General features: G+C 40.2%; 17 protein-coding genes and 1 tRNA gene. 10 read left to right on the forward strand and 8 right to left on the reverse strand.

Annotated features, from left to right (window positions below; genetic code table 11):
• The coding region (gene rplT / locus BHV72_RS19355; RefSeq protein WP_286857684.1) for a 50S ribosomal protein L20 at nucleotides 1-204 on the forward strand (204 nt) is incomplete at its 5' end.
• 358 nt (nucleotides 205-562) lie between these two features.
• Nucleotides 563-1,339, forward strand: coding sequence for an EFR1 family ferrodoxin (locus BHV72_RS19360; RefSeq protein ID WP_286857686.1), 777 nt, complete (start codon nucleotides 563-565; stop codon nucleotides 1,337-1,339).
• On the opposite strand, the gene xpt is transcribed toward BHV72_RS19360, so the two are convergent.
• From xpt to BHV72_RS19400, 8 genes are all read right to left on the reverse strand, one after another.
• On the reverse strand, nucleotides 1,326-1,898 hold the full coding sequence (xpt, locus tag BHV72_RS19365; protein ID WP_005677902.1) for a xanthine phosphoribosyltransferase: 573 nt from the start codon (nucleotides 1,896-1,898) through the stop codon (nucleotides 1,326-1,328). The two genes, BHV72_RS19360 and xpt, sit on opposite strands and share 14 nt — an antisense overlap.
• A 95-nt stretch (nucleotides 1,899-1,993) precedes the next feature.
• Nucleotides 1,994-3,301, reverse strand: a complete 1,308-nt coding sequence (locus tag BHV72_RS19370; protein WP_005677903.1) for a phenylacetate--CoA ligase — start codon at nucleotides 3,299-3,301, stop codon at nucleotides 1,994-1,996.
• Nucleotides 3,302-3,315: 14 nt separating this feature from the next.
• Nucleotides 3,316-3,897, reverse strand: a complete 582-nt coding sequence (locus tag BHV72_RS19375) for an indolepyruvate oxidoreductase subunit beta (RefSeq protein WP_005677904.1) — start codon at nucleotides 3,895-3,897, stop codon at nucleotides 3,316-3,318.
• A 3-nt stretch (nucleotides 3,898-3,900) separates the two neighbouring features.
• Nucleotides 3,901-5,493: a thiamine pyrophosphate-dependent enzyme gene (locus BHV72_RS19380; protein ID WP_005677905.1), complete on the reverse strand. Its 1,593-nt coding sequence runs from the start codon at nucleotides 5,491-5,493 to the stop codon at nucleotides 3,901-3,903.
• Between the two features lie 80 nt (nucleotides 5,494-5,573).
• A complete protein-coding gene (gene mltG, locus BHV72_RS19385) occupies nucleotides 5,574-6,605 on the reverse strand; it encodes an endolytic transglycosylase MltG (RefSeq protein WP_005677906.1) in 1,032 nt (343 codons plus the stop codon).
• 230 nt (nucleotides 6,606-6,835) lie between these two features.
• Nucleotides 6,836-7,711, reverse strand: a complete 876-nt coding sequence (locus BHV72_RS19390; protein WP_005680649.1) for a DNA/RNA non-specific endonuclease — start codon at nucleotides 7,709-7,711, stop codon at nucleotides 6,836-6,838.
• A gap of 65 nt (nucleotides 7,712-7,776) precedes the next feature.
• A tRNA-Thr gene (locus BHV72_RS19395) sits at nucleotides 7,777-7,849 on the reverse strand.
• 130 nt (nucleotides 7,850-7,979) lie between these two features.
• Nucleotides 7,980-9,188, reverse strand: coding sequence for an ROK family transcriptional regulator (locus BHV72_RS19400; protein WP_005676463.1), 1,209 nt, complete (start codon nucleotides 9,186-9,188; stop codon nucleotides 7,980-7,982).
• A gap of 237 nt (nucleotides 9,189-9,425) precedes the next feature.
• Here BHV72_RS19400 and BHV72_RS19405 point away from each other — a divergent pair, with 237 nt between their 5' ends.
• The 8 genes from BHV72_RS19405 to BHV72_RS19440 all read left to right on the forward strand — a co-directional run bounded on the left by BHV72_RS19405 (nucleotide 9,426) and on the right by BHV72_RS19440 (nucleotide 23,449).
• Nucleotides 9,426-9,872, forward strand: coding sequence for a NanQ anomerase/TabA/YiaL family protein (locus BHV72_RS19405; RefSeq protein ID WP_005676461.1), 447 nt, complete (start codon nucleotides 9,426-9,428; stop codon nucleotides 9,870-9,872).
• 204 nt (nucleotides 9,873-10,076) lie between these two features.
• Nucleotides 10,077-11,318 carry an MFS transporter gene (locus BHV72_RS19410; RefSeq protein ID WP_005676460.1) on the forward strand — a complete coding sequence of 414 codons (1,242 nt, stop codon included), beginning with the start codon at nucleotides 10,077-10,079 and terminating at the stop codon, nucleotides 11,316-11,318.
• Nucleotides 11,319-11,349: 31 nt separating this feature from the next.
• On the forward strand, nucleotides 11,350-12,267 hold the full coding sequence (locus BHV72_RS19415; protein WP_005680650.1) for a dihydrodipicolinate synthase family protein: 918 nt from the start codon (nucleotides 11,350-11,352) through the stop codon (nucleotides 12,265-12,267).
• A gap of 11 nt (nucleotides 12,268-12,278) precedes the next feature.
• Nucleotides 12,279-13,454, forward strand: coding sequence for an AGE family epimerase/isomerase (locus BHV72_RS19420; RefSeq protein WP_005676458.1), 1,176 nt, complete (start codon nucleotides 12,279-12,281; stop codon nucleotides 13,452-13,454).
• 1,184 nt (nucleotides 13,455-14,638) lie between these two features.
• Entirely contained in the window at nucleotides 14,639-17,965 is a 3,327-nt protein-coding gene (locus BHV72_RS19425) for a SusC/RagA family TonB-linked outer membrane protein (RefSeq protein ID WP_055170459.1), read from the forward strand.
• Between the two features lie 19 nt (nucleotides 17,966-17,984).
• The gene (locus BHV72_RS19430) at nucleotides 17,985-19,571 is read left to right on the forward strand and encodes a RagB/SusD family nutrient uptake outer membrane protein (RefSeq protein WP_122264138.1); all 1,587 of its coding nucleotides are present in this window, start codon (nucleotides 17,985-17,987) and stop codon (nucleotides 19,569-19,571) included.
• Nucleotides 19,572-19,766: 195 nt separating this feature from the next.
• A complete protein-coding gene (locus tag BHV72_RS19435; protein WP_032838044.1) occupies nucleotides 19,767-21,407 on the forward strand; it encodes a sialidase family protein in 1,641 nt (546 codons plus the stop codon).
• Between the two features lie 23 nt (nucleotides 21,408-21,430).
• Nucleotides 21,431-23,449, forward strand: a complete 2,019-nt coding sequence (locus tag BHV72_RS19440; RefSeq protein ID WP_005676454.1) for a family 20 glycosylhydrolase — start codon at nucleotides 21,431-21,433, stop codon at nucleotides 23,447-23,449.
• The last annotated feature ends 78 nt before the right edge of the window (nucleotides 23,450-23,527 follow it).

The following is a 23,527-nucleotide window of genomic DNA, read 5'->3' on the forward strand; positions in this document are numbered from 1 at the left end:
CGTAGAAATAAGAAAAGAAACTTCCGCGCTCTTTGGATACAACGTATCAACGCTGCTGCACGTCTTGAAGGAATGTCTTATTCTAAATTGATGGGCGGTCTGCACAAAGCCGGTATCGAAATAAACCGTAAGGTTTTGGCTGATTTAGCGATGAATCACCCGGAAGCTTTCAAAGCTGTAGTTGCAAAAGCAAAAGCTGCTTAAGTTTCAACAGTTTATGATTTACAAAATGTCAGTTACTTAACCGGTAACTGACATTTTTCTTTTGTTAGGCAGATAAAAGGGAATGAAAAAAATGTTAGTAGGCAAACAAAATCCTTTTTTTTCTTGCTATTCTCCGGGATTCTTATTATATTTGTGATACAAAAATATTAGCCGTATCGACTGGATCGGGAAACTCTTCAAATTAATCTGATATACCGAGAAAGCTTCGATCTTCAATGGCGGGCCACATCCTTCGGGACAGCTTTAAGCCGGTGGATTACAAAGGGGACGGGCACTCAAATCTTGTTCTATCAGAGTTTCATCACATCGTCGGTACGGCTTTTTTATATACTCTCCTATGATATTTTATTTCTCCGGTACAGGTAACTCTGAATGGATTGCAAATCAGCTCTCTAAAGGACAAAATGAAGATTTGGTCTTTATCCCTGAGGCGTTGAAAAATGAGGCGCTGGAGTTCGATTTGCAGAAAGATGAAAAGATTGGTTTTGTGTTTCCGATTTACTCATGGGCTCCTCCTGAAATTGTACTGCGCTTTATCAATCGAATTTCTTTGAAAGAATACCAGAATCAGTATTTGTTTTTTGTTTGTTCTTGTGGGGATGATACGGGACTTACTCAACAAGTGTTGGTGAAAGCGTTGAATGATAAGGGGTTGCTGTGTCATGCCGGTTTTTCTGTTACTATGCCCAATAATTATGTGTTGCTTCCCGGTTTTGATGTGGATACTAAGGAGTTGGAGAGGATTAAGTTGGCAAATGCAGTTCCACGGCTTACTGAAATAAATGCATTGATAAGCAGGAGAGAGAAGATTTTTTCTTGTCACGAAGGAAGCCTGCCTTTTCTAAAAACGAGAATTATAAATCCTTTGTTTAATCGTTTTCAAATGTCTCCTAAACATTTTTATGCAACAGATAGTTGTATCTCATGTAAGCGTTGCGAGAAGGTTTGTCCGGTAGATAATGTGAAACTTCGGAAGGGGAGACCTGTTTGGGGAAAGAATTGCACCTCTTGCTTGGCGTGTTATCACGTTTGCCCTCAGCAAGCGGTGCAATATGGGAAAAGAACGAGAAACAAAGGGCAATATTTTAACCCTGATAAATCTATTCGTCTTTGATTTTAATGCAACAGTTTGACAAGTCCTCGATGATAGCCAGGCTTTCTACTCTAACGCCTTGTTCTTCCAGTACTTTACGGCCGTTTTGAAAGGCTTTTTCGATAATAAAGCCCATTCCTACTAGATTTGCTCCGGATTGTTTGATGAGGTCGAGAATACCCAATGCGGCGTTCCCGTATGCGAGGAAGTCATCTACGAAGAGAACATTGTCATCGGGAGTGAGAAAATCAGAACTGATAACGACTTCATAATCACGGTCTTTAGTGAATGAATGTACAATTGTGCTTAATGCATTCTGGATTGTTTTGGGTGATTTCTTTTTGGCAAACACGACTGGCAAGTCCATTAGATAACCTGTCATAATAGCCGGGGCGATACCGCTGGCTTCAATTGTCATGATTTTATTTACGTTTGTAGCTGCAAAACGGCGGACAAACTCAACCCCGATTGATTTCATCAGGACGGGGTCCATTTGGTGATTGATGAAACCGTCTACTTTAAGGATACCTCCTTCGTAGCATTTTCCGTCTTGCAGGATTCTTTTTTTAAGTAATTGCATACTATATATGATGTTAATTAATAATGTGCTAATATTCCATTCCGCATGATAAAGAAAGCGGTAGTGGTATATTAGCACATATACAGTTTAAATAGTTACTTATTGTCTCTTAAGTCTTTCACCCGGACGGCTTTTCCTTCACTTTGCGGAAGGGAGCCTTTTTTCACTAGTTTCACTTTGGGCGTCACTAGTATTTCGTCTTTCAACTGACGGGTAATATCCTTGCGGATTTTTTCCAGTTCTATATAGTTATCTGTCGAAAGATCACTTAGTTCAACTTCGACAATCATTTCATCCTGATTGTTTACGGTTTCAAGCGTAATCAGATAATTGCTACCTAATTCGGGGAACCGTACCAGAATTTTCTCGACTTGCATCGGGAAGATATTAACTCCCTTAATGATAAACATATCGTCACTACGTCCTTTGATACGGTCGATACGAATGTGTGTACGGCCGCACGGACACTTGCCGGGAAGAATCCGCGTTAAATCCCGTGTGCGATAGCGAATTAACGGCATCATCTCACGATCAAGGGTTGTAAGTACCAGTTCGCCGATTTCTCCTTCAGGGACAGGCTCGCAGGTTTCGGGGTCAATGATTTCTACCAGGTAGCAATCTTCCCAAAAGTGCATTCCGTTTTGTTCCTGGCATTCGAAAGCGACACCGGGACCGTTCATCTCTGTCATGCCGAAACTGTTGTATGCTTTCACACCTAACATTCGTTCTATTTTACGACGCTGTTCATCAGTGTGGGGTTCGGCGCCGATAACGAGTGTTTTCAATGTTGTTCCCTTGGGGTCGAGTCCTTCTTCTTGAAAGACTTCAGCCAAGCGGATTGCATAGCTGGGGATTGCATGCAGGGCAGTAGTCTTGAAGTCGTTGATGAACTTGATCTGGCGTTTGCTATTTCCGGCTGCCGCAGGGACTGTTAGACATCCGAGTCGTTCGGCGCCATATTGGAAACCTAGTCCGCCTGTGAACATACCATATCCTGAACTGTTCTGGAAGACATCTGTTTTACGAATTCCTACGGTATATAGACAGCGGGCTACCAAATTAGCCCACGAATCAAGATCGTGCTGTGAATGAACAATGACGGTTGGATTTCCGGTTGTACCACTGGAAGAGTGGATACGTACACCGTCATTCTGCATATCACCGGCTACTAACCCAAAAGGATAGTTAGCGCGCATATCTGCTTTTGTAGTAAAAGGAATTTTACGGATATCATCCAAGGACTGTATATTGTCAGCAGTAATGTTATGCTTGCTAAAAACTTCCTTATAATAAGGTGCGTTAGCGGCTATGTTGATTGTTTTCTTGAGCCGTTGAAGTTGCAGTTCCTGCAACTTCTCGCGGCTCATGGTTTCTATTTCTTCTTCCCAGTACTGTGTATTCATGGTAGTGACAATTATTACATTAGTTTTTCTGCAATTTCCTTGCCGGCAGCCAATGCTTTAAGATTCATTTCTACAATTGCTTCTCCTTTGCGCAGAAAGATTTCACGAATGCTGTCTTGCACTTTCTCGTAATCAATGCCGAGGAATGGAATTGTTGCTCCCAGTAAGACAATGTTGGCAACGCGGGCGGAACCTACTTCTTTGGCTACTTTGTCAACGTTCAACACAATCTTATGTGGCAGTTTGTTGATTTCTGCCATTACTTTATCTTCCTCCGGATAATTGGGAATGTTGACAAACGGAGTTTCATTGGTAACCAACCAGCCTTCGGGGCTGAGATAGGGGAGATAACGCAACCCTTCCATTGGCTCCAGTGAAATGATGAGATCACATTTTCCGGAAGGAATTAAATCCGAAGCAATCGGTTGGTCGCTAATACGGAGATTGGATTGAACATCTCCACCGCGCTGACTCATTCCGTGTACTTCTGCCTGTTTCATGTACAGACCCTCTTTTAAGGCGGCCTTGCCGATTACTGTGGCGATAGACAGAATACCCTGTCCACCTACTCCTGATAATATAATATCTTTTTTCATGGCTTACTTACTTCTTTTTTTGCGTGCTAATGTCTGGATACACTCTCTACGTGGAATAATGACGGATACACCACGATATTCGATTTCTTCACGTATGATACGTTTCATTTCTTCATAATTCTTTTTCAATGGAACCACTACACGGATATGAGCCGGATCTACTCCGAGACCTGCACATATCGCTTCGATACGTCCGGTTCCGGCGGAATCCTGGCCGCCTGTCATAGCGGTTGTTTCATTGTCAGAGATGACAATCGTGACATTGGCATTTTCATTCACGCAGTCCAATAATCCCGTCATTCCTGAATGAGTGAATGTAGAGTCTCCGATTACAGCTACAGCCGGATAGAGTCCTCCGTCGGCAGCACCTTTCGCCATAGTAATGGATGCCCCCATGTCTACACATGAATTAATCGCATTGAATGGTGCATTAGCCCCTAATGTATAGCAGCCGATATCGCTGAATACTTTGTGAGACGGGTATTCTTCTTTGAGAACTTCGGTTAATGTGATGTACATATCGCGATGTCCGCAACCTTCGCAAAGTGCGGGCGGGCGCATTTCTACAACAGAAGGAATGCCGAATTCTGATTTATTTTCTTTTCCTACTGCACGTGCTACGGAGTCAGGATTCAGTTCTCCGTCCTGAGACAATGTGCCGTCCAAGCGTCCTTTTACTTTAATTCCAATACCCAGATAACCTTTCAACTGTTTTTCTACAAACGGCTGTCCGTCTTCCAGAACAAGAATCTCATCGCAAGATTCAACCAACTGAAGGATTTGTTTTTTAGGTAATGGGTACTGACCAATTTTAAGTACAGGGTACTCACAGCCTTCAGGATAATTCTCCATTAAGTAATTGTAACCGATGCCACAGGCGATGATTCCTAATTTCTTGTTAGGGCCGTCTGTGTATTTATTGTAAGGTGATTCTTCGGAAGCTTTGATGAATTCATCCTGGCGTGCGAGCAGAACTTTATAACGTTTGCGTGCGTTTCCCGGTAATAAGATAAATTGACGGGGATCGTCACTGAAAGATATACCGTTCTGTGGTTTTTGTTCTTTGCGCTCTACTCCGGAGCGAGAGTGCGCCAAGCGGGTTACCATACGCATTAAAACCGGTTCGCCTAGTTTCTCTGAAAATTCAAATCCGTCATATACCATATCGTATGCTTCCTGCTGGTTGCTGGGCTCATACATCGGTATAAGGGAGAAGTCCCCATAAAAACGGCTATCTTGTTCGTTCTGAGAAGAATGCATGCTTGGGTCGTCGGCTGCTACTACAATCAGTCCGCCTTTCACGCCTGTAATAGCAGAGTTGACAAAACAGTCGGCAGCTACGTTCATACCTACGTGCTTCATACAAACTAATGCCCGTTTACCAACGAAAGACATACCCAACGCAGCTTCCATAGCTGTTTTTTCATTGGTACACCAACGGTTGTGTATATTCTGTTCGGTCGTTATAGGGGCCATTTGAATATATTCCGTAATCTCAGTTGAAGGAGTACCGGGGTAGGCGTAAACACCTGAAAGTCCGGCATCCAGTGCAGCTTGTGCAATGGCTTCGTCGCCAAGTAAGAGTTGCTTGCTCATATATTTCTTTTATTAGTGTTGATCACAGTTTGTTATTATATCGCGCAAAGATAGCCTTTTCAGTTCGTTTTATCACAGAATTACTTGAAAATCTTTCTTTCATTCAGTGCTTTCCAGTATTTTCTTGCATTTGCCATGTGGTCGGCATAATTGGAGGCAAAATTATGAGTTCCTGAGAAATCTTCTTTCGCGCACATATATATATAGTTATGTTTTGTATAGTTTAATACGCTGTCTATTCCTTTTTTAGTAGGAATGCGGATGGGACCGGGGGGTAATCCGGTATTTGTATAAGTATTATACGGTGAATTTACTTTAAGATTCTCGTTAGTGATACGTCTTAAGGCGAAATCTTGCAAGGCGAATTTTATGGTAGGATCTGCCTGTAGAGGCATATCTTTTTGTAAACGGTTGATATAGAGACCTGCTACCAACGGTTTTTCTTCATTATTATTGGTCTCTTCTTCTACGATCGAAGCGAGTGTGCAGACTTCTTCCGGAGTCATTCCGATTGCCGTAGCCCGAGCTAGCCGTTCGTTATTCCAGAAGCGTTCATGCTCTTTTTGCATGCGCTGAAAAAAATCGTCTACGCTCATATCCCAATATACCTGGTAAGTTTCCGGAATAAAAAGACATGGAATCGTTTTACTGTCATATCCCAACTTGGACTGAAAGGTAGAGTCGAATAGTTGACGAGCTATTTCGATAGAATCTATCATAAGTTGTTTACCTATACTCCGTGCAAGGCGGTCTATAGTCCGTACACTTCCAATAGTGAGATTCATAGGCTCTTGATAGCCTCTGGAGAAACGGCTATACACATGGTATACATTGTCATTCGGGCGAATAGCATAGCGTCCTGTATGTATATTCTGATTGAAATTCTTGTATTTAGACATCCAATAGAAGCCGGTGAAGTTCTTTATATGTCCTGAACGTTTTATTTTATTAAATATGGAGTCGGCCGTGTCGTCCCGATCTACATAAATATACACGGTTCTGGAGGGGTGGAACTGAGGAGCAAACAGATAGTAATAAACAGTGCCTCCTGCAATGGCGCATAGGAAAATGGCTCCGACCAGAATTGTCAATAAAATCTTTCTTTTCTTCATCTTATGAGACGTTATTTTTTTGCTGTGCCAAAGATAGGAAGAATTTGGATAGGAGTGATTTCTTTCTGTGATGAATCGCTGAAAAGGAATAGAATTTATTTAGTTTTTCTTTATATTTAAAGAGCCGGATCGGCAGATTGTTTTGGTTGAATTGCAATTTCTTATTAGTGCCACATGTGGAACTAATAAGAAAAGATATATGGGTTACTTGCTGTTTACCAAACAGATAGTTAATTCGGCCACTGGTGATAATTGGCTTCGGCTTCTATTTTGTTTTCAATTTCATCAGGTAGAGTTGCAAAGAAATCCATGTGTGTAAGTCGTTCGATACTGTCTATGGTAACTACATATGAGTGAAGAGGATCTGTTGCTTGTTCATTATTGAATAAGAAACCAATGGCTCGCATGGGTTTGACAAAAGGAGAGAGGACTACTTTGAAAAACTGTTGGGGTACTGCAACTTTATTTTTTCCGATTGTTTTCGATTCTCTTTCTATGATAGGTCCGCAAATAACGATGACAGCGCTGTCTGCAATAGCCCAGTCCCGGATCTTTTCTTCCAGATTTTTCCAGCCTCTTCTATTTAATTGCGGATGTTGTGGGCACATATTGCTAAAATAGAACGACTCTTTCATCGCTTTCGGACTCCATTTCATATCTGCAGCCGGCGCCATGTGTCCTTTATCATATCCTGAACGTGTATAATCCGCATTTGTTGCAATAGTCCCTATTGCTAATGGATCGGCAATGAAACGGTTACTTCTTTTTTCTTTTCCTTTGGTTTCTTGTCGGGTAAGTTCATAGGATACCCAATTCGGAAGTTTTAAATCTTTATTATAAGAAACGGTATATCCTGTATGTCGAATGATTTGCTCTTGTTTGGGAGCTAATGAGACAGGGATCTCCAAATTTCTGCCGGAAGGAATTTGAGAAGATGTATTAACTTGTGGTTCGTTGCTTTTTTGCGTTTGGGTATTAAACTGTTGGCAATACAAATAGACACCATAAAGAACAGGTATAAGTATAACAATAGTGATAATACATCCTAATTTATAATTAGAACGTGATTTCTTTTTGAATAATTTCCTGTTTTGATTTCGTTTCATCAGATGCAGTTCAATATTATGAAAAAAGCGTTAACTATGATGATAGTTAACGCTTTATTATCAAGAGCCGCTAGCCAGACTTGAACTGGCGACCTACGCGTTACGAATGCGTTGCTCTACCAACTGAGCTATAGCGGCGGTTTGTCTCTCGTTTACGGCGTGCAAAATTACAGCTTTATTTGAGAAAACAAAAAGAATCCGACAATTTTTTAGCCTTAAATTTTAAATCTCTCAGATTAGCCTTTATTGTAGAGCTTGAAACAATAATTTAACTTTCAAACATTCTACTGCGTGCCAGCATACAGGCTCCGACAATACCGGCTTTGTCTTTTAATTTGGAGGTCATAATAGCAGAATCCTTATTTACCAGGTTGAGCGAGTATTTACGTACTGCTGTTTTGATAGGCTGAGTAATATAGTCGCCTGTCAGTGATAAGGTTCCGCCTATTATAACTAGTTCCGGATTAAAGATATTAATTAATCCGGCAATCTGTTTTCCTAGTTTTTGGCCTATTTCTTCTACGATTTCAATACAAAGCAGATCTTCTTTATTTACAGAAGCGATAATTTCATCTAAAGTCAAAACATTGTCTTTTGACAAAATCCTGTTGGATAAAATAGAACTTTCTCCGTTCTGGATACGTTCTATTAATATTCGATGAAGAGCAGAGCCTGATGCTTCAGTCTCCAGACAACCTTTTTTCCCACAATGGCAGATGATTTCATTATCGAAAACATTTGTGTGCCCGAATTCTCCGGAAAATCCCGATTTGCCGGTATATATTTTCCCGTCAATAATAATGCCGATACCCAGCCCCCAGCTGACATTTACAAAAATAATATCTTTTTCTCCTTTTACGCACCCTTTCATATATTCTCCGTATGTCATGGCGCGTGTATCATTGTCAATTGTTACTCGAAATCCGATTTTTTCAGTCAACACCTCCGCCAGCGGTCTTTCTTCGAAATTGAACTGGCTGAAACTATATCCGGATTCCGGATTGACTCTGCCGGAAACATTTATATTGATATTTAATATTTTATCATTATCAATATCTACTTTCTTTATAAATTGCAAGATAAGTTTACATAATTCTTCAAGTGCTTCCGACGTATTTTCTGATTTGAAAGGGATATTCATCTTTAACTCTACCATATCACCTTTAAAGTTGATCAGGCCTATGTTAATTGCAAATTTCTTGATATCTACTCCAATGAAGTATCCTGATTCGGGATTTAGGCCGTATAAGCTAGGATAGCGCCCTCCACTCGTTTCCAGTTTGCCGTAATCATTTATATAGCCCTCCTCACACATTTCACTAATGAATTTTGTGACAGTTGGGACACTAAGATCTAGCTCCTTTGCTAAATCCGTAATAGTTGAACTACCATTATATATATAATGTGTGATAATCTTCTTCTTAAGAAGAGCGTTTTTAGTCCCTACTTCTATTTCTTTCAGTAAATGTTGTTTCATCTTAGTTCTTCTTTATTCTTTCTCGCAAAGATAATAAATTTATTTATTAATAGAGATTTCTTGTCTTTGAATTTATTATATTCTCAATTTCTGATATTTTTTCGTCGGGAATAATAATAAAGGGCTTTTGAGTGTCAGGTTTAATATAATAAATATTTTTATTAATAATAAACCGAATATTAAATATAAGACTTATATTTGTGCGATTATTGTTTAATTATAAATGAAAGGAAAAATATGATTGTATCTAATCTGCAAAATAGTCAGCGGATTGAAGGACTTCACCCTTTGTTTAAGTCTTTGTTTGACTATGTGAAAACACATGATTTGCTTCATGCCGATTTGGGGCGTATTGAGGTTGATGGTGATCATCTATTTATTAATAATGTGAATCCGGAGTGCGTAACTTCTGATCAGCAGGTTTTAGAATTGCATCATGACTATATTGATGTACATATCTTGTTGGAGGGTGAGGAAATGATTGGTTGGAAAGCTTTAGAAGATTTGCAAAACGAGACTAAGGCATATTCAAAAGAAGAAGATTGTGCTCTGTATTCAGATCGTCCTACTACCTATGTTAGTTTGCTTCCGGGGCAGTTTGTGATTGTATATCCGGAAGATCCTCATGCTCCGGTTATTGGTAGTGGTAAAATACGTAAACTGATAGCCAAAGTGAAGCTCTGAATTATTGTTGTTTTTATATGGAAAAGGTAGTGTCGTCCATAGCAGAAGGCACTACCTTTTTCATGCATAAAGTGTTATAGACTCTAGTCCATTTAGTAATCCTCGAATATATAATAAAATATTTAATTAAATATTTGGCTTATAATAAAAATAGTATTATGTTTGCAATAATTTAATGCGAGTGAAACATAAAAATTGCTTTATATGAAAAACAAAAGTATTTATCCTTGGGTAGTAGTCGGTTTATTGTGGATAGTGGCACTTCTTAATTATATGGACCGCCAAATGCTTTCTACTATGCAAGAAGCTATGAAAGTAGATATTGTAGAACTGAATAAAGCAGAAGCTTTTGGGGCTTTAATGGCTATATTTTTGTGGATCTATGGTTTTATGAGTCCCGTTGCCGGGATTATAGCGGATAGGGTAAATCGTAAGTGGCTAGTTGTCGGTAGTCTTTTTGTTTGGTCCGCTGTCACTTTCTTGATGGGGTATGCCCATGATTTTCATGAACTTTATTGGCTGCGTGCTATAATGGGAGTCAGTGAAGCATTGTATATTCCTTCGGCTTTGTCGTTAATTGCTGACTGGCACGAAGGGAAGTCACGTTCTTTGGCAGTGGGAGTACACATGACCGGTTTATATGTAGGGCAGGCTATTGGTGGTTTTGGAGCTACGGCTGCTGCGGCTTTCTCCTGGCAGGCTACTTTTCATTGGTTTGGTATCGTGGGGATTGTCTATTCTTTGGTACTCATATTATTTTTGAAAGAAAATCCTATTCATAATGTTTCTAGCAAGAAAATAGATAATGTTCCTGGAGAAAAGAAACCTTCTATAATAAGTGGGCTTTCCTTACTGTTTACTAACTGGGCATTTTGGATTATTCTTTTCTATTTTGCTGCTCCCAGTCTTCCGGGGTGGGCAACAAAGAATTGGCTTCCGACCTTATTTGCAGATAGTTTGAACATTCCGATGTCCGAAGCCGGCCCGATATCTACCATAACGATTGCAGTTTCTTCTTTTATCGGCGTTATTTTAGGTGGCATCTTGTCAGACCGTTGGGTACAAAAAAATATTCGTGGACGGGTCTATACCGGAGCTATCGGTTTGGGAATGACTATACCGGCTTTACTTCTGCTGGGTTTTGGACATAGTTTTGTTAGCGTGATTGGTGCAGGCTTACTCTTCGGAATTGGATTTGGAATATTTGACGCTAATAATATGCCTATTTTATGTCAGTTTGTATCGGCGAAACATCGTGCAACGGCTTATGGTATTATGAATATGACCGGTGTGTTTGCCGGAGCTGCTGTGACAGAAGTGTTAGGGAAATGGACGGATGGAGGAAGCTTGGGACAGGGATTTGCAATGTTGAGCATTGTAGTGGCTGTGGCATTGGTACTTCAAATCTATTTCTTAAGGCCGAAGACAGATAATATGGTAGATTAAGAGTATATATAACTTTATAAAAAATAAAATAATGGAACGAATTAAAGGACTTATTGACGCACCGTTTACTCCTTTTTATGAGAATGGTGAAGTGAATTTAGAACCAATTGAAGCATATGCTAAGATGCTGGTAAAGAATGGACTGCAAGGAGTGTTTATCAATGGTTCTTCCGGTGAAGGCTATATGTTGACAGAAGAAGAACGTATGCGATTGGCCGAACGTTGGGTTTCTGTTGCTCCTGAGGGTTTTAAGGTTATAGTGCATGTTGGTAGCTGCTGTGTAAAGGCTAGCCGTATGTTGGCAGAGCATGCACAAAAAATAGGCGCATGGGGGATTGGTGCTATGGCTCCTCCTTTTCCGAAGATTGGTCGTATTGAGGAACTGGTAAAATATATCGAAGAAATAGCAGCCGGGGCACCCGAACTGCCTTTCTATTATTATCATATTCCAGCGTTCAATGGTGCTTTTTTACCAATGGTTAAGCTATTGGAAGCGGTAGACGGTCGTGTTCCCAATTTTGCAGGTATTAAATATACTTTTGAGAGTATGTATGAATATAACCAATGTCGTTTATATAAAAATGGAAAATTCGATATGCTGCATGGACAGGATGAGACAATTCTTCCTTGTCTGGCTATGGGAGGCGCTCAAGGTGGCATTGGAGGAACAACTAATTATAACGGTAAAGAATTGGTCGGTATTATTGAGGCTTGGGAGGCAGGTGATATAGAAACTGCTCGCGAACGCCAAAACTTCTCACAAGAAGTAATAAACGTGATTTGTCATTTCCGTGGGAATATTGTCGGCGGAAAACGTATCATGAAGTTGATAGGGCTTGATTTGGGCAAGAACCGTACTCCGTTTCAGAATATGACAGATGAGGAAGAAGCGCAGATGAAAGCGGAACTTGAAGCTATTCATTTTTTTGACCGATGCAATAAATTTTAAAAACGCATAGCATGAATACAACAGAATATTTGAGTAAGTGGGCTATATCATATAAAGACGATATAATAAATAATATTATGCCGTTTTGGATGAAGTATGGGTTAGATAGAGAACATGGAGGGGTGTATACATGCGTTAATCGTGACGGTAGTTTGATAGATACTACCAAGTCGGTTTGGTTTCAGGGACGTTTTGGATTTATAGCTGCATATGCATATAATAATATAGAAAAGAATCCTCAATGGCTGGCAGCCTCAAAAAGTTGTATTGATTTTATCGAAGCACATTGTTTTGATACGGACGGACATATGTTTTTTGAAGTTACAGAAGACGGAAAGCCCTTGCGTAAACGCCGTTATGTGTTTTCTGAAGGTTTTGCTGCAATAGCAATGGCTGAGTATGCATTAGCAACAGGTGAAAAAGAATATGCGAAAAAAGCTTTGGATATATTTAAACGTACCTTGCATTTCCTGAATACTCCGGGATTTCTTGAGCCAAAATATTTGCCTACTCTGCCTTCAAGAGGTCATTCTATAACAATGATCTTGATTAACACGGCTTCTCGTATCCGTATGGTTATTGATGATCCGTCGTTGACAGAGCAGATAGATACTTCGATTGCAGCGTTACGTAAATATTTTATTCATCCGGAGTTTAAAGCTTTGCTTGAAATGGTGGGACCTGACGGTGAATTCATAGATACTTGTAACGGGCGCGTTATAAACCCGGGGCACTGTATTGAAACTGCGTGGTTTATCATGGAAGAAGCTAAATATCGTAATTGGGATAAGGACTTACTTCAGTTGGCTCTTCAGATTCTTGATTGGTCTTGGGAGTGGGGATGGGACAAGGAATTCGGAGGAATTATCAATTTCCGTGACTGTCGGAATCTTCCTGTTCAGGACTATTCTCAGGATATGAAATTCTGGTGGCCGCAAACAGAAGCTATTATTGCCACTTTATATGCTTATCAGGCTACCGGAGATGAAAAATATCTTCAGATGCATCAACAGGTGAGTGATTGGGCGTATGCTCATTTCCCGGATAAGGAATATGGGGAATGGTATGGTTATCTTCATCGCGACGGTACTGTGGCCCAACCCGCTAAGGGGAATCTTTTTAAAGGACCTTTCCATATACCTCGTATGATGATTCGTGGTTATATGCTTTGTAAAGAGCTTCTTTGAGATATCACTGTTGATAGTTAAAGATACTTTTATTTAGTAAAGCACGTAGAGAAGCCGGCAAGATAAAAGTCTGCAAGTATATATGAAGCGTAACGCAGATGATGTTCAGGTGTTGTCAGTTACGCAGAATTTGACAAGAAACCGCCAGTGCTGAATTCAACCCCTTATTTTGGATTCACCACTGGTAAGGTTTTCTTTTTTTGAAAAACATTCATTTCTTCACTTTTCCCTGTTTGTCTGTGTTAGTGGATAAAGGATGGGGTGCGAGGAGTTCACTTCCATTTTTCATTATAGCAAGTCTTTATTTCATTATAGTAAATCTGAATATGCTTATAGCATAAATAATACTCATCGCGTATATTTTTCCTTCTTGTAGTTGAAACAAACTTCTAGGATTTTATAAAGCACTGCTTTAAGTAGGCAAAAGCAATGCTTTACACCTCCTAAAGCATTGCTTTAGATTTCTCAAAACGATGTGATATATAGGTATGGTGAAGGAGGTCTGAACAAATTTATTGGAGTTGTAGTTAACAAACATGAGCAAACGTTTGAAGTAATCGTCCTGGGGCTCAATAATTGTCGGGGACTTAAAGAATCCGTACCATTTGTGATACCTGTTGCTGTTACACTTATATAGATGACTCTGTTTTGCTTATGCAATCTGTCATTATACCGGTAATTGATTTTGGTTCTACAACAACCCCTAGAGAATTGAATAAGTGTGGTGTTGTCAATAAATAAATGCCTGTTTTTATAAGTATTATTGGTGAATGAATAGATAGTGGTTACAAGTGAATGCATAAGTTCAATTAGAACTTAGTTGAGTTATTTATTCATATTTTCTTCTATCTTATAGAGGATTTAGATATAAATCACCGATATGTATATCTAAAATCGCTGCAAATATATTTATATTATTAATATCTGCAAAGTATTTAATAAATTATTTTCTTATATATGCTATTAAATATAAAAATATGCATTATTAAAGTCATGAATAAAAGGGAAGAGTTATATCTTAAATAGGTAGAAAACAGGTCGATTTTGCGAATATGTTTTTGCTCCGATTAAAATTCTAAAGAGGAATCTGACGTAGGGAGATGAGGTATTACCGGAAGATTAGTTCTAATTGGACTTAGATAAGTATCTAAAATTATTTCAATTATTAACTAAAAGTAATACTAATGAAAAAAGACATCCTTTTGCTTATGTTGTGTCTTTTCTGCTCCATAGGGGCTATGGCACAGACAAAAACAATTACCGGTGTGGTAAGCGATGCTGCTGGTGAACCAATCATCGGAGCGAGTGTTGTCGAAGTGGGTACAACAAATGGTACCATTACTGACATCGATGGTAAATTTGTATTAAACATGAATCCGGACGGAAAAATCAGAGTTTCGTATATCGGATATCAAGTACAAACAATTGATCTTAAAGGAAAGACTTCTTTCCGGATTCAGATGAAAGAAGATTCTGAGATGCTGGAAGAAGTGGTAGTAACCGGTTATGGCGGTAAACAGTTGCGTACTAAAGTTACCAACTCAATTTCCAAGGTAAAAGAAGAAACATTGAAGCAGGGATTGTATTCAAATCCCGGTCAGGCATTATCCGGAGCTGTTGCAGGTTTGTCCGTTAGCCAGACTTCCGGTAATCCGGGCAGTACACCGACGCTGGTCCTTCGTGGAGGTACTAACTTTGATGGTTCTGGCTCTCCTCTGATTCTGATTGATGGACAGGTACGTTCTTCTTTGAGTGATATCAATCCGGATGATATTGAATCAATGGAAGTATTGAAAGATGCCGGTGCTACTGCAATCTATGGTGCACGTGCCAATGATGGTGTAATCCTTGTTACAACCAAGCGCGGAAAAAGCGGAAGAGCAGAAGTGAACCTGAAAGCAAAGTTCGGGTTAAACTATTTCAAAAATTCCTATGAGTTTCTTGATGCCGGAGATTATATTTATTGGATGCGTATGGGATATAAGAATGCTTATATGGGAGATATGAAACATCCGGACGGAAGCGCTGTGAAGGCATGGTCTTCACTTAGTTCATTGACTAGTGCTACTCCTTACGGTACAGGTAATGCTTATTTTGCGAGTGACGGGGTGACCCCTCTGGATGGAAACAAAACGAGTTCTGCTATTTGGAGTACAATGAAATATACTGATAATCTGGCTTTTTTGTTGGATCAGGGTTGGCAAACAATGATCGACCCTATCTATGGGGATAAACTTATTTATAAAAACACAGACATCGCAGATTTCAACGTCCAAACTCCAGCATTTTCACAGGATTATAATTTAAGTGTAAGTGGCGGAAATGAAAAAGGGAACTACTATGCCGGGTTAGGTTATAATAAGAGTGACGGTACGGCATACGGCAACTGGTATAAGCGTATAACCTTTACCTTCAATGCTGATTATAAGCTGAAAGAATGGTTAACTTCCAGTTCCAGTTTTAATTTTGCGGACGCTACTTGGAACGGGTTGCCTGCAACTCAGACAGCAGAGGCTAATTATTTTTCTCGTTGTTTGTCATTGCCTCCTACTTTCCGCGGTTACAATGCAGATGGAGAGATGCTGTTAGGCCCTAACTCCGGGGATGGTAATCAGCAGTATAATTTTGATAAGTTTGTCCGGGATCAGAACACTGATAAGTTTACAATGAATCAATCTTTCACTGTAAACTTCATGAAAGGACTTTCGTTAAAGCTTGGTGCAATCTGGTATTATCAGGAAGAAAAGGACGAAAGCTTTAATAAGGATTATTTAAGTTCTCCGGGAAATAAGGTTACTTCACGCAGCACCTCTGCTTATTATGACCGCACACTGGATCAGACCTATAATGCTGTATTAAATTATAATTATCAGATAAACAAAGATCATTATCTGGATGCGATGGCTGGTTTCGAATATTATGATTCTTATAATAAAGGTTTCAATGCATCCGGTTCGGGAGCCCCGACCGACGACTTTATGGATTTACAGTATACGTCAAAAGAAGAGGGAAAACGCTCTATTGACTCTTGGCATTCACGTCAACGTATCATGTCTTTCTTCGGACGTGTAAATTATGATTATCAATCAAAATATCTCTTGTCACTGGTACTTAGAAAAGACGGTTATTCTAAACTGGCAAAAGAAAACCGTTGGGGAGTATTTCCGGGTGTTTCGACCGGGTGGGTTTTCAGCAAAGAGAAATTTATGGCAAACACAAGCGATATACTTTCATTTGGTAAATTACGTGCAAGTTTCGGTCTGAACGGTAATGTCAACAAGAACTTTGTAGGCAATTATACCGTACAGGGGTCATACGGTAGTAATACTTACAATGGCGCTACGGGATTTCTTTTGGGAAGTATTCCTAATCCTTATCTGATGTGGGAGAAATCCAGAACTTTTGAAATCGGTCTTGACTTAGGCTTTCTCGAAAATCGTATTAATGCTAATTTGACCTATTATAATCGTCTGACTAGTGATAAATATGCTAATATCACCGTACCTTCCACGTCTGGAGTAGGTTCTGTGGTTTCCAATAACGGTAAGTTCCAGAATCAAGGATTTGAGTTTGAACTGGCTTTCCGTATTATTGACCGGAAAGACTGGAAATGGAATCTGAACTGGAATGGAGCACTGAACAAAAATAAGGTCGTAGCGTTGCCGGATAACGGGCTGGAACGTAATCGACAAGATGCATATCAGGTATATACCGGCTATGGTGACGCTAAAATGTGGGTAGGAGGCTATCAGGAAGGACAACGTCCGGGTGACTTGTATATGTTTATCGCTGACGGTATCTATAAATCACAGGATGAGATACCGGCTGGTTTGATTGATATTACGTCCGGTAATAATGGATCGACCGGCAGACCTTTATATGGAGGGGCAGAAGGTTATAATAAATTGTCCGACAGCCAAAAAGAAAACGCACTACCTATTCAGCCAGGTGACGTAAAATGGAAAGATGTCAATGGGGACGGCGTGATTGATAATTATGATATGGTAAAGGTAGGAAATACGGTACCGAAGTGGACAGGCGGTTTCAATACTACGGTGAGCTGGAAAGACTTGACGTTATCGGCGCGTTTCGACTATGCTTTAGGGTTCAAAGCGGTAGACTGGAAATCAATGTGGATTATGGCTTGCGCGCAAGGTACATATAATACTATCCAGGAAACTAAGGATACTTGGACACCGGACAATCCGAACGCTAAATATCCTACATATGTTTGGGCGGATCAGTTGGGAAAGAGAAACTATTGCCGTAGTTCTTCCATGTTTGTGTATAATGGTAATTATCTGGCACTTCGTGAACTGTCGCTAACTTATCGGTTACCGTCGATATGGGTGCAAAAAGCTAAATTGAGTAACGTGGAATTATCTGTGACAGGACAAAACTTAGGTTATCTGACAGAAGCGAAGCACTTGTTCTCACCTGAAAAGGCGGATAACAACGGTGGATATCCATTGCCTCGCACTGTAATTTTTGGTATCAACGTTTCTTTCTAACATATAAAAAAGACAGATTATGAAAAAAATAATATACATCATTTCTTTATTTGTATCCTCTGTCCTCTATACATCATGCGATGCTTTGGATTTGACTCCCGAGGATTATTTCGGAAGTGGAAACTATTGGAATAATGAAGCTCAAGTTGATGGATATATGACAGGTATGCATTCTCAACTGAGAAGTTATTATGATATGTTCTATGTTCTAGGAGAAGTTCGTGGTGGAACGCAACGTGTAGGAACTTCATCTGAAAATACTAGTTTGAACTATGCTAATCTCCGTTCCAATGTAATCGATCAAGACAGGCCGGGTATTAGTAATTGGTACGGTCTTTATTCTCCAATCATGCAAGTCAATCATTTTATTCAGCAAGTAGAGAATGAATGCAGTTTCCTGGATGATACAAACAGAAAACACTATTTGGCTCAAGCGTATGGATTGAGGGCATTATATTATTTCATGCTTTATAAGACGTATGGGGGAGTGCCTATTGTCACTGAAGTTGAACTCTTGAATGGCAAGGTGACTGCGGACAAATTTTATGTGGAACGTGCGACAGCGGAAGCAACGCTTGAATTTATAAAAGGTGATATTCAAAAATCAGAGAATAATTATGCAGATATTACAGTGACAAATAGTTACGATAAAACAATATGGTCCAAAGCTGCTACCCTGATGTTGAAAGCGGAAATATATATGTGGGCTGCTAAAGTGACCATTACCGGACATACTGCTACCGGAACAACTGATTTGAAGGTTGCTCAAGCAGCTTTGAATCAGATTATAGGTAAGTTTGAATTACTGTCCGATTTTGAAAATGTTTTCAGTACTTCCAATCGTAATAATAAAGAGATTATTTTCACATTACACTTTGCCGACGGCGAAGCAACCAACTGGGCTGGGCAATTTTTATATCAGGATGCAGTATTTATCGGACAGGTGTATGGACGTGACAGCAAGCGGATAGAAACCGACACTTTGAATCTGAAAGGGACTGGCGGTGTATTCAGGCATGAATATACCTATGATTTCTGGTCTGCCTATGATGAAAAAGATACTCGTCGTGATGTAACCTTTTTGGAATATTATACTCAAGAAGATAAAGATCCTGCAAGTTTTGGCTGCGTTATGAAAAAAGGCATAGGTTCAATTAACTCTAATAACAATCGTATTTATGATACGGATATTATTATCTATCGCTATGCGGACGCTTTGCTTATGATGGCCGAAGTGGCAAACGGATTAGGTGAATCATGCAGTACTTATGTTAATGATGTACGTAAGCGTGCTTATGGCGATGACTATGCCGGGCACGAATACGCTGACGGTAGTTTTGAAGCAAACGAATTGGCTATATTGCACGAACGCGATAAGGAATTTGTCTGGGAAGGTAAACGTTGGTTTGATGTTGTACGTATGCAGGATGCTTCTCATAATTCGTTGGCGTTTTCGGCAGCAGCCAATTATCCGTCTACTTCTCCTTTGATTAGTACGAGTGAAAAGCATAAACTTTTATGGCCATTGGATATTAGCACGATGAATATCAATCCATTACTGGAACAAACTCCGGGATATGACACTTATAAAAAGCAGCCGGAATAAAAGTTAGTACATTGTGATAAAAAGCGGGATAGGGACTAATTTATCTATCTCGCTTTTTATCTTTTTCTTCCTTTTAAAGAAAGAAATGGCACACTAATGCTAGTTTATTAATATTCTTGTATATAATAAAATATTTAATTATTTGCTGGTAATATGATAAATTTATATCTTTGTGCCCAAACAATTAATAATACCATGAAAAGAAACCTACTTTTATTATTATCTATCCTTTTTTTATCTGTCTGTGGGACTTTGCAGGCTGTTGCATCGGATACTGTATTTGTGCGTGAAACTCAGATTCCAATTTTGATTGAACGACAGGATAACGTGTTGTTTATGTTGCGTTTGAATGCAAAAGAGAGTCGTAGTTTGGATGAAGTAGTTTTGAATTTTGGCAAAGATGTGAATATGGCGGATATACAGTCCGTTAAGTTATATTATAGTGGTACGGAGGCCAGACAAAACTATGGTAAGAAATTCTTTACTCCCGTATCTTATATTTCCAGCCATACGCCGGGGAAGACATTGGCTGCGAATCCTTCTTATTCGATTAATAAATCACAGGTAAATAATCCCGGGCGGAAAGTGATACTGAATGCTAATCAGAAACTTTTTCCCGGAATCAATTATTTCTGGATCAGTCTGCAAATGAAACCGGGCGCCTCTTTGCTGGATAAAGTGTCAGCTAAGATTGTTACTGTTAAGGTTGATAATAAAGAAGCACTTATGCATACGGTTTCACCGGAGAATATAGCTCATAGGGTAGGAGTAGGGGTACGCCATGCCGGTGACGATGGTTCGGCTGCCTTCCGTATTCCGGGATTGGCAACTACTAATAAAGGAACATTGCTGGGAGTTTATGATGTACGTTATAATAGCAGTGTTGATTTGCAGGAACATGTGGACGTCGGTTTGAGCCGTAGTGTAGACGGTGGTAAAACATGGGAGAAGATGCGTTTACCTTTAGCTTTTGGTGAAACTGGCGGTTTGCCTGCTGCGCAGAACGGTGTTGGCGACCCTTCGATCTTAGTGGATACCAAGACCAACACAACATGGGTGGTGGCGGCTTGGACACATGGAATGGGTAATCAGCGTGCTTGGTGGAGTTCTTATCCGGGAATGGATATGAATCATACGGCCCAGTTGGTATTGTCAAAGAGTACGGACGATGGTAAAACGTGGTCGGAGCCTATTAATATAACAGATCAGGTGAAAGATCCATCCTGGTATTTCCTTTTGCAAGGACCGGGACGAGGTATCACCATGCAAGACGGCACATTGGTATTCCCGATTCAGTTTATCGATTCTACCCGTGTTCCGAATGCGGGAATTATGTATAGCAAAGACCGTGGCGAAACATGGAAAATCCATAACTATGCGCGCACCAATACAACAGAAGCTCAGGTAGCGGAAGTGGAGCCTGGCGTACTGATGTTAAATATGAGAGATAACCGTGGAGGCAGTCGTGCTGTCGCTACTACCAAGGATCTCGGTAAGACTTGGACAGAACATCCTTCTTCCCGTAAAGCTTTACAGGAACCGGTGTGTATGGCAAGTTTAATCAGCGTGAAAGCGGCAGACAACACATTAAATAAGGATATTCTTTTATTCTCCAATCCGAATACGGTAAAAGGTCGTCATCATATCACGATCAAGGCCAGTCTGGATGGAGGTATCACCTGGCTACCCGAACATCAAGTGATGCTGGATGAAGGTGACGGTTGGGGATATTCTTGTTTGACAATGATTGATAAAGAGACAGTCGGCATATTATATGAAAGCAGTGTCGCTCATATGACTTTTCAGGCAATCCGGCTGAGAGATATAATACAATAGGAATTATCATACGACCTGTAATCATGAAAAACAGACTCATATTATTTATATATATTATAATTAACTTATGCACAATTTCAGTGGTAAAAGCAGGTGATTATCACCTGCTCCCCCAGCCGCAAAAGTTTACCCCCTCTCATTTAAACTTTCAGGTGAATAAGGTACAGCTTTCCACTCCTGTGCTTCAACAGGAGTGGGAAACTCTTATCTCCGAAATGGGAGGAACCGTCTCCCCCAAGGCAACCGGTACTATTGAAGTTAAATTACTGCCGACCCTCCCCGAAATACCGATGAACCAGGATGAAGCCTACCGACTGAGCATCACAAAGAAGCGGATAATTGTTGAGGCTGTAACCGAACGCGGTGTTTATTGGGCTATGCAAACTTTAAGGCAGCTGGCAGAAAAAAGGAATTCAAAAACGCATATTCAAGGAGCTGAGATCATCGACTGGCCTGCTTTCCGGGTTCGCGGATTTATGCAGGATGTTGGAAGAAGCTACATTTCACTGGATGAACTTAAGCGTGAAATCGCCGCGCTTGCCAAATTCAAAATCAATGTTTTTCACTGGCATTTGACCGAGAATCAATCCTGGCGTCTGGAAAGTAAGATTTTTCCGATGCTGAACGATAGTGCGAATACCACCCGCATGCCCGGCAAATATTATACGCTGGAAGAAGCCAAGGAGTTGGTTGCATTCTGTAAAGCACATCACATGACGCTGATTCCCGAAATAGATATGCCCGGACATAGCGCTGCATTTATACGTACTTTCCGCCATGATATGCAAAGTCCTGAAGGGATGAAAATTTTGAAATTGTTGATGGATGAAGTCTGTGAAACGTTTGATGTGCCTTATTTGCATATCGGTACGGATGAAGTGCAGTTTACCAATCCCCGTTTTGTGCCGGAAATGGTGTCCTATGTACGTTCCAAAGGTAAGAAAGTAATTTCATGGAATCCGGGTTGGCACTACAAACCCGGGGAGATTGACATGACTCAACTTTGGAGTTATCGTGGAAAGGCGCAGAAAGGGATTCCCGCCATTGACTCACGTTTTCATTATCTGAATCATTTTGACACCTTTGGTGATATCATAGCATTGTACAACAGTCGTATTTATAATAAGGAACAAGGAAGCGAAGATTTAGCAGGGACAATCCTGGCTATCTGGAATGACAGGTTAGTCAGTACCGAGTGGGGGATGATTATCGAAAATAATTTCTATCCTAATATGCTGGCTATGGCGGAACGTGCCTGGAAAGGTGGTGGGACGGAATATTTCGATAAGAACGGAACAATACTTCCAACCGACGAGCATTCGGAACTATTCAGAAGTTTTGCCGATTTTGAACGTCGTTTGTTGTGGCATAAAGAACATACTTTTGACGGTTATCCGTTTGCGTATGTCCGTCAGACAAATGTGAAATGGAATATTACAGATGCTTTCCCGAACGAAGGAAATCTGGCAAAGGCTTTTCCTCCGGAAGAAACTTTGCAGGATAGTTACAGCTATGGAGGAAAAACATACAATGTGCGTCCTGCTATTGGTGCCGGAATCTATTTACGCCACGTGTGGGGGACGCTTATTCCCGGATTTTATAAAGAACCGAAAGAAAACCATACGGCCTACGCCTACACCTATGTCTATTCGCCGAAAGAACAAAACGTTGGTTTGTGGGCTGAATTTCAGAATTACGGACGCTCCGAAGCCGATCTTCCTCCTCTGCCGGGAAAATGGGATTATAAGGAAAGCCGTATCTGGATAAATGAACAGGAAATATTACCGCCTGTCTGGACAGCTACTCACCGCACCAAAAGCAATGAAATAGCTTTGGGCAACGAAAATTGTGTGGCACGCCCGCCTTTGGAAGTTCATCTGCAAAAAGGCTGGAATAAAGTACTTTTGAAATTACCGGTAGGGAAGTTTGTTAGCCCGGAAGTCCGGCTAGTAAAATGGATGTTTACTACTGTCTTTGTTACTCTTGACGGACAGAAAGCGGTAGAAGGACTCATTTACTCACCAAATAAAACACTAGAGTGACATATCGATTATAGAGAGAGAACTATTTATAAATATGCTATGAGCAGATTTGAATATGTTATAATGAAACTCAGATAT

This window comes from Bacteroides sp. 43_46, from assembly GCF_001915455.1.
Taxonomy (GTDB): Bacteria; Bacteroidota; Bacteroidia; order Bacteroidales; family Bacteroidaceae; genus Bacteroides; species Bacteroides caccae.

Excerpts from the sequence above, each read along its gene's own strand:
- BHV72_RS19420 (WP_005676458.1), top strand. The coding sequence starts at position 12,279 with ATGAATACAACAGAATATTTGAGTAAGTGGGCTATATCATATAAAGAC.
- BHV72_RS19410 (WP_005676460.1), top strand. The coding sequence starts at position 10,077 with ATGAAAAACAAAAGTATTTATCCTTGGGTAGTAGTCGGTTTATTGTGG.
- BHV72_RS19400 (WP_005676463.1), bottom strand. The coding sequence starts at position 9,188 with ATGAAACAACATTTACTGAAAGAAATAGAAGTAGGGACTAAAAACGCT.
- BHV72_RS19415 (WP_005680650.1), top strand. The coding sequence starts at position 11,350 with ATGGAACGAATTAAAGGACTTATTGACGCACCGTTTACTCCTTTTTAT.
- BHV72_RS19435 (WP_032838044.1), top strand. The coding sequence starts at position 19,767 with ATGAAAAGAAACCTACTTTTATTATTATCTATCCTTTTTTTATCTGTC.
- xpt (WP_005677902.1), bottom strand. The coding sequence starts at position 1,898 with ATGCAATTACTTAAAAAAAGAATCCTGCAAGACGGAAAATGCTACGAA.
- BHV72_RS19405 (WP_005676461.1), top strand. The coding sequence starts at position 9,426 with ATGATTGTATCTAATCTGCAAAATAGTCAGCGGATTGAAGGACTTCAC.
- BHV72_RS19430 (WP_122264138.1), top strand. The coding sequence starts at position 17,985 with ATGAAAAAAATAATATACATCATTTCTTTATTTGTATCCTCTGTCCTC.
- mltG (WP_005677906.1), bottom strand. The coding sequence starts at position 6,605 with ATGAAGAAAAGAAAGATTTTATTGACAATTCTGGTCGGAGCCATTTTC.
- BHV72_RS19375 (WP_005677904.1), bottom strand. The coding sequence starts at position 3,897 with ATGAAAAAAGATATTATATTATCAGGAGTAGGTGGACAGGGTATTCTG.
- BHV72_RS19425 (WP_055170459.1), top strand. The coding sequence starts at position 14,639 with ATGAAAAAAGACATCCTTTTGCTTATGTTGTGTCTTTTCTGCTCCATA.
- BHV72_RS19360 (WP_286857686.1), top strand. The coding sequence starts at position 563 with ATGATATTTTATTTCTCCGGTACAGGTAACTCTGAATGGATTGCAAAT.
- BHV72_RS19440 (WP_005676454.1), top strand. The coding sequence starts at position 21,431 with ATGAAAAACAGACTCATATTATTTATATATATTATAATTAACTTATGC.
- BHV72_RS19380 (WP_005677905.1), bottom strand. The coding sequence starts at position 5,493 with ATGAGCAAGCAACTCTTACTTGGCGACGAAGCCATTGCACAAGCTGCA.
- BHV72_RS19390 (WP_005680649.1), bottom strand. The coding sequence starts at position 7,711 with ATGAAACGAAATCAAAACAGGAAATTATTCAAAAAGAAATCACGTTCT.
- BHV72_RS19370 (WP_005677903.1), bottom strand. The coding sequence starts at position 3,301 with ATGAATACACAGTACTGGGAAGAAGAAATAGAAACCATGAGCCGCGAG.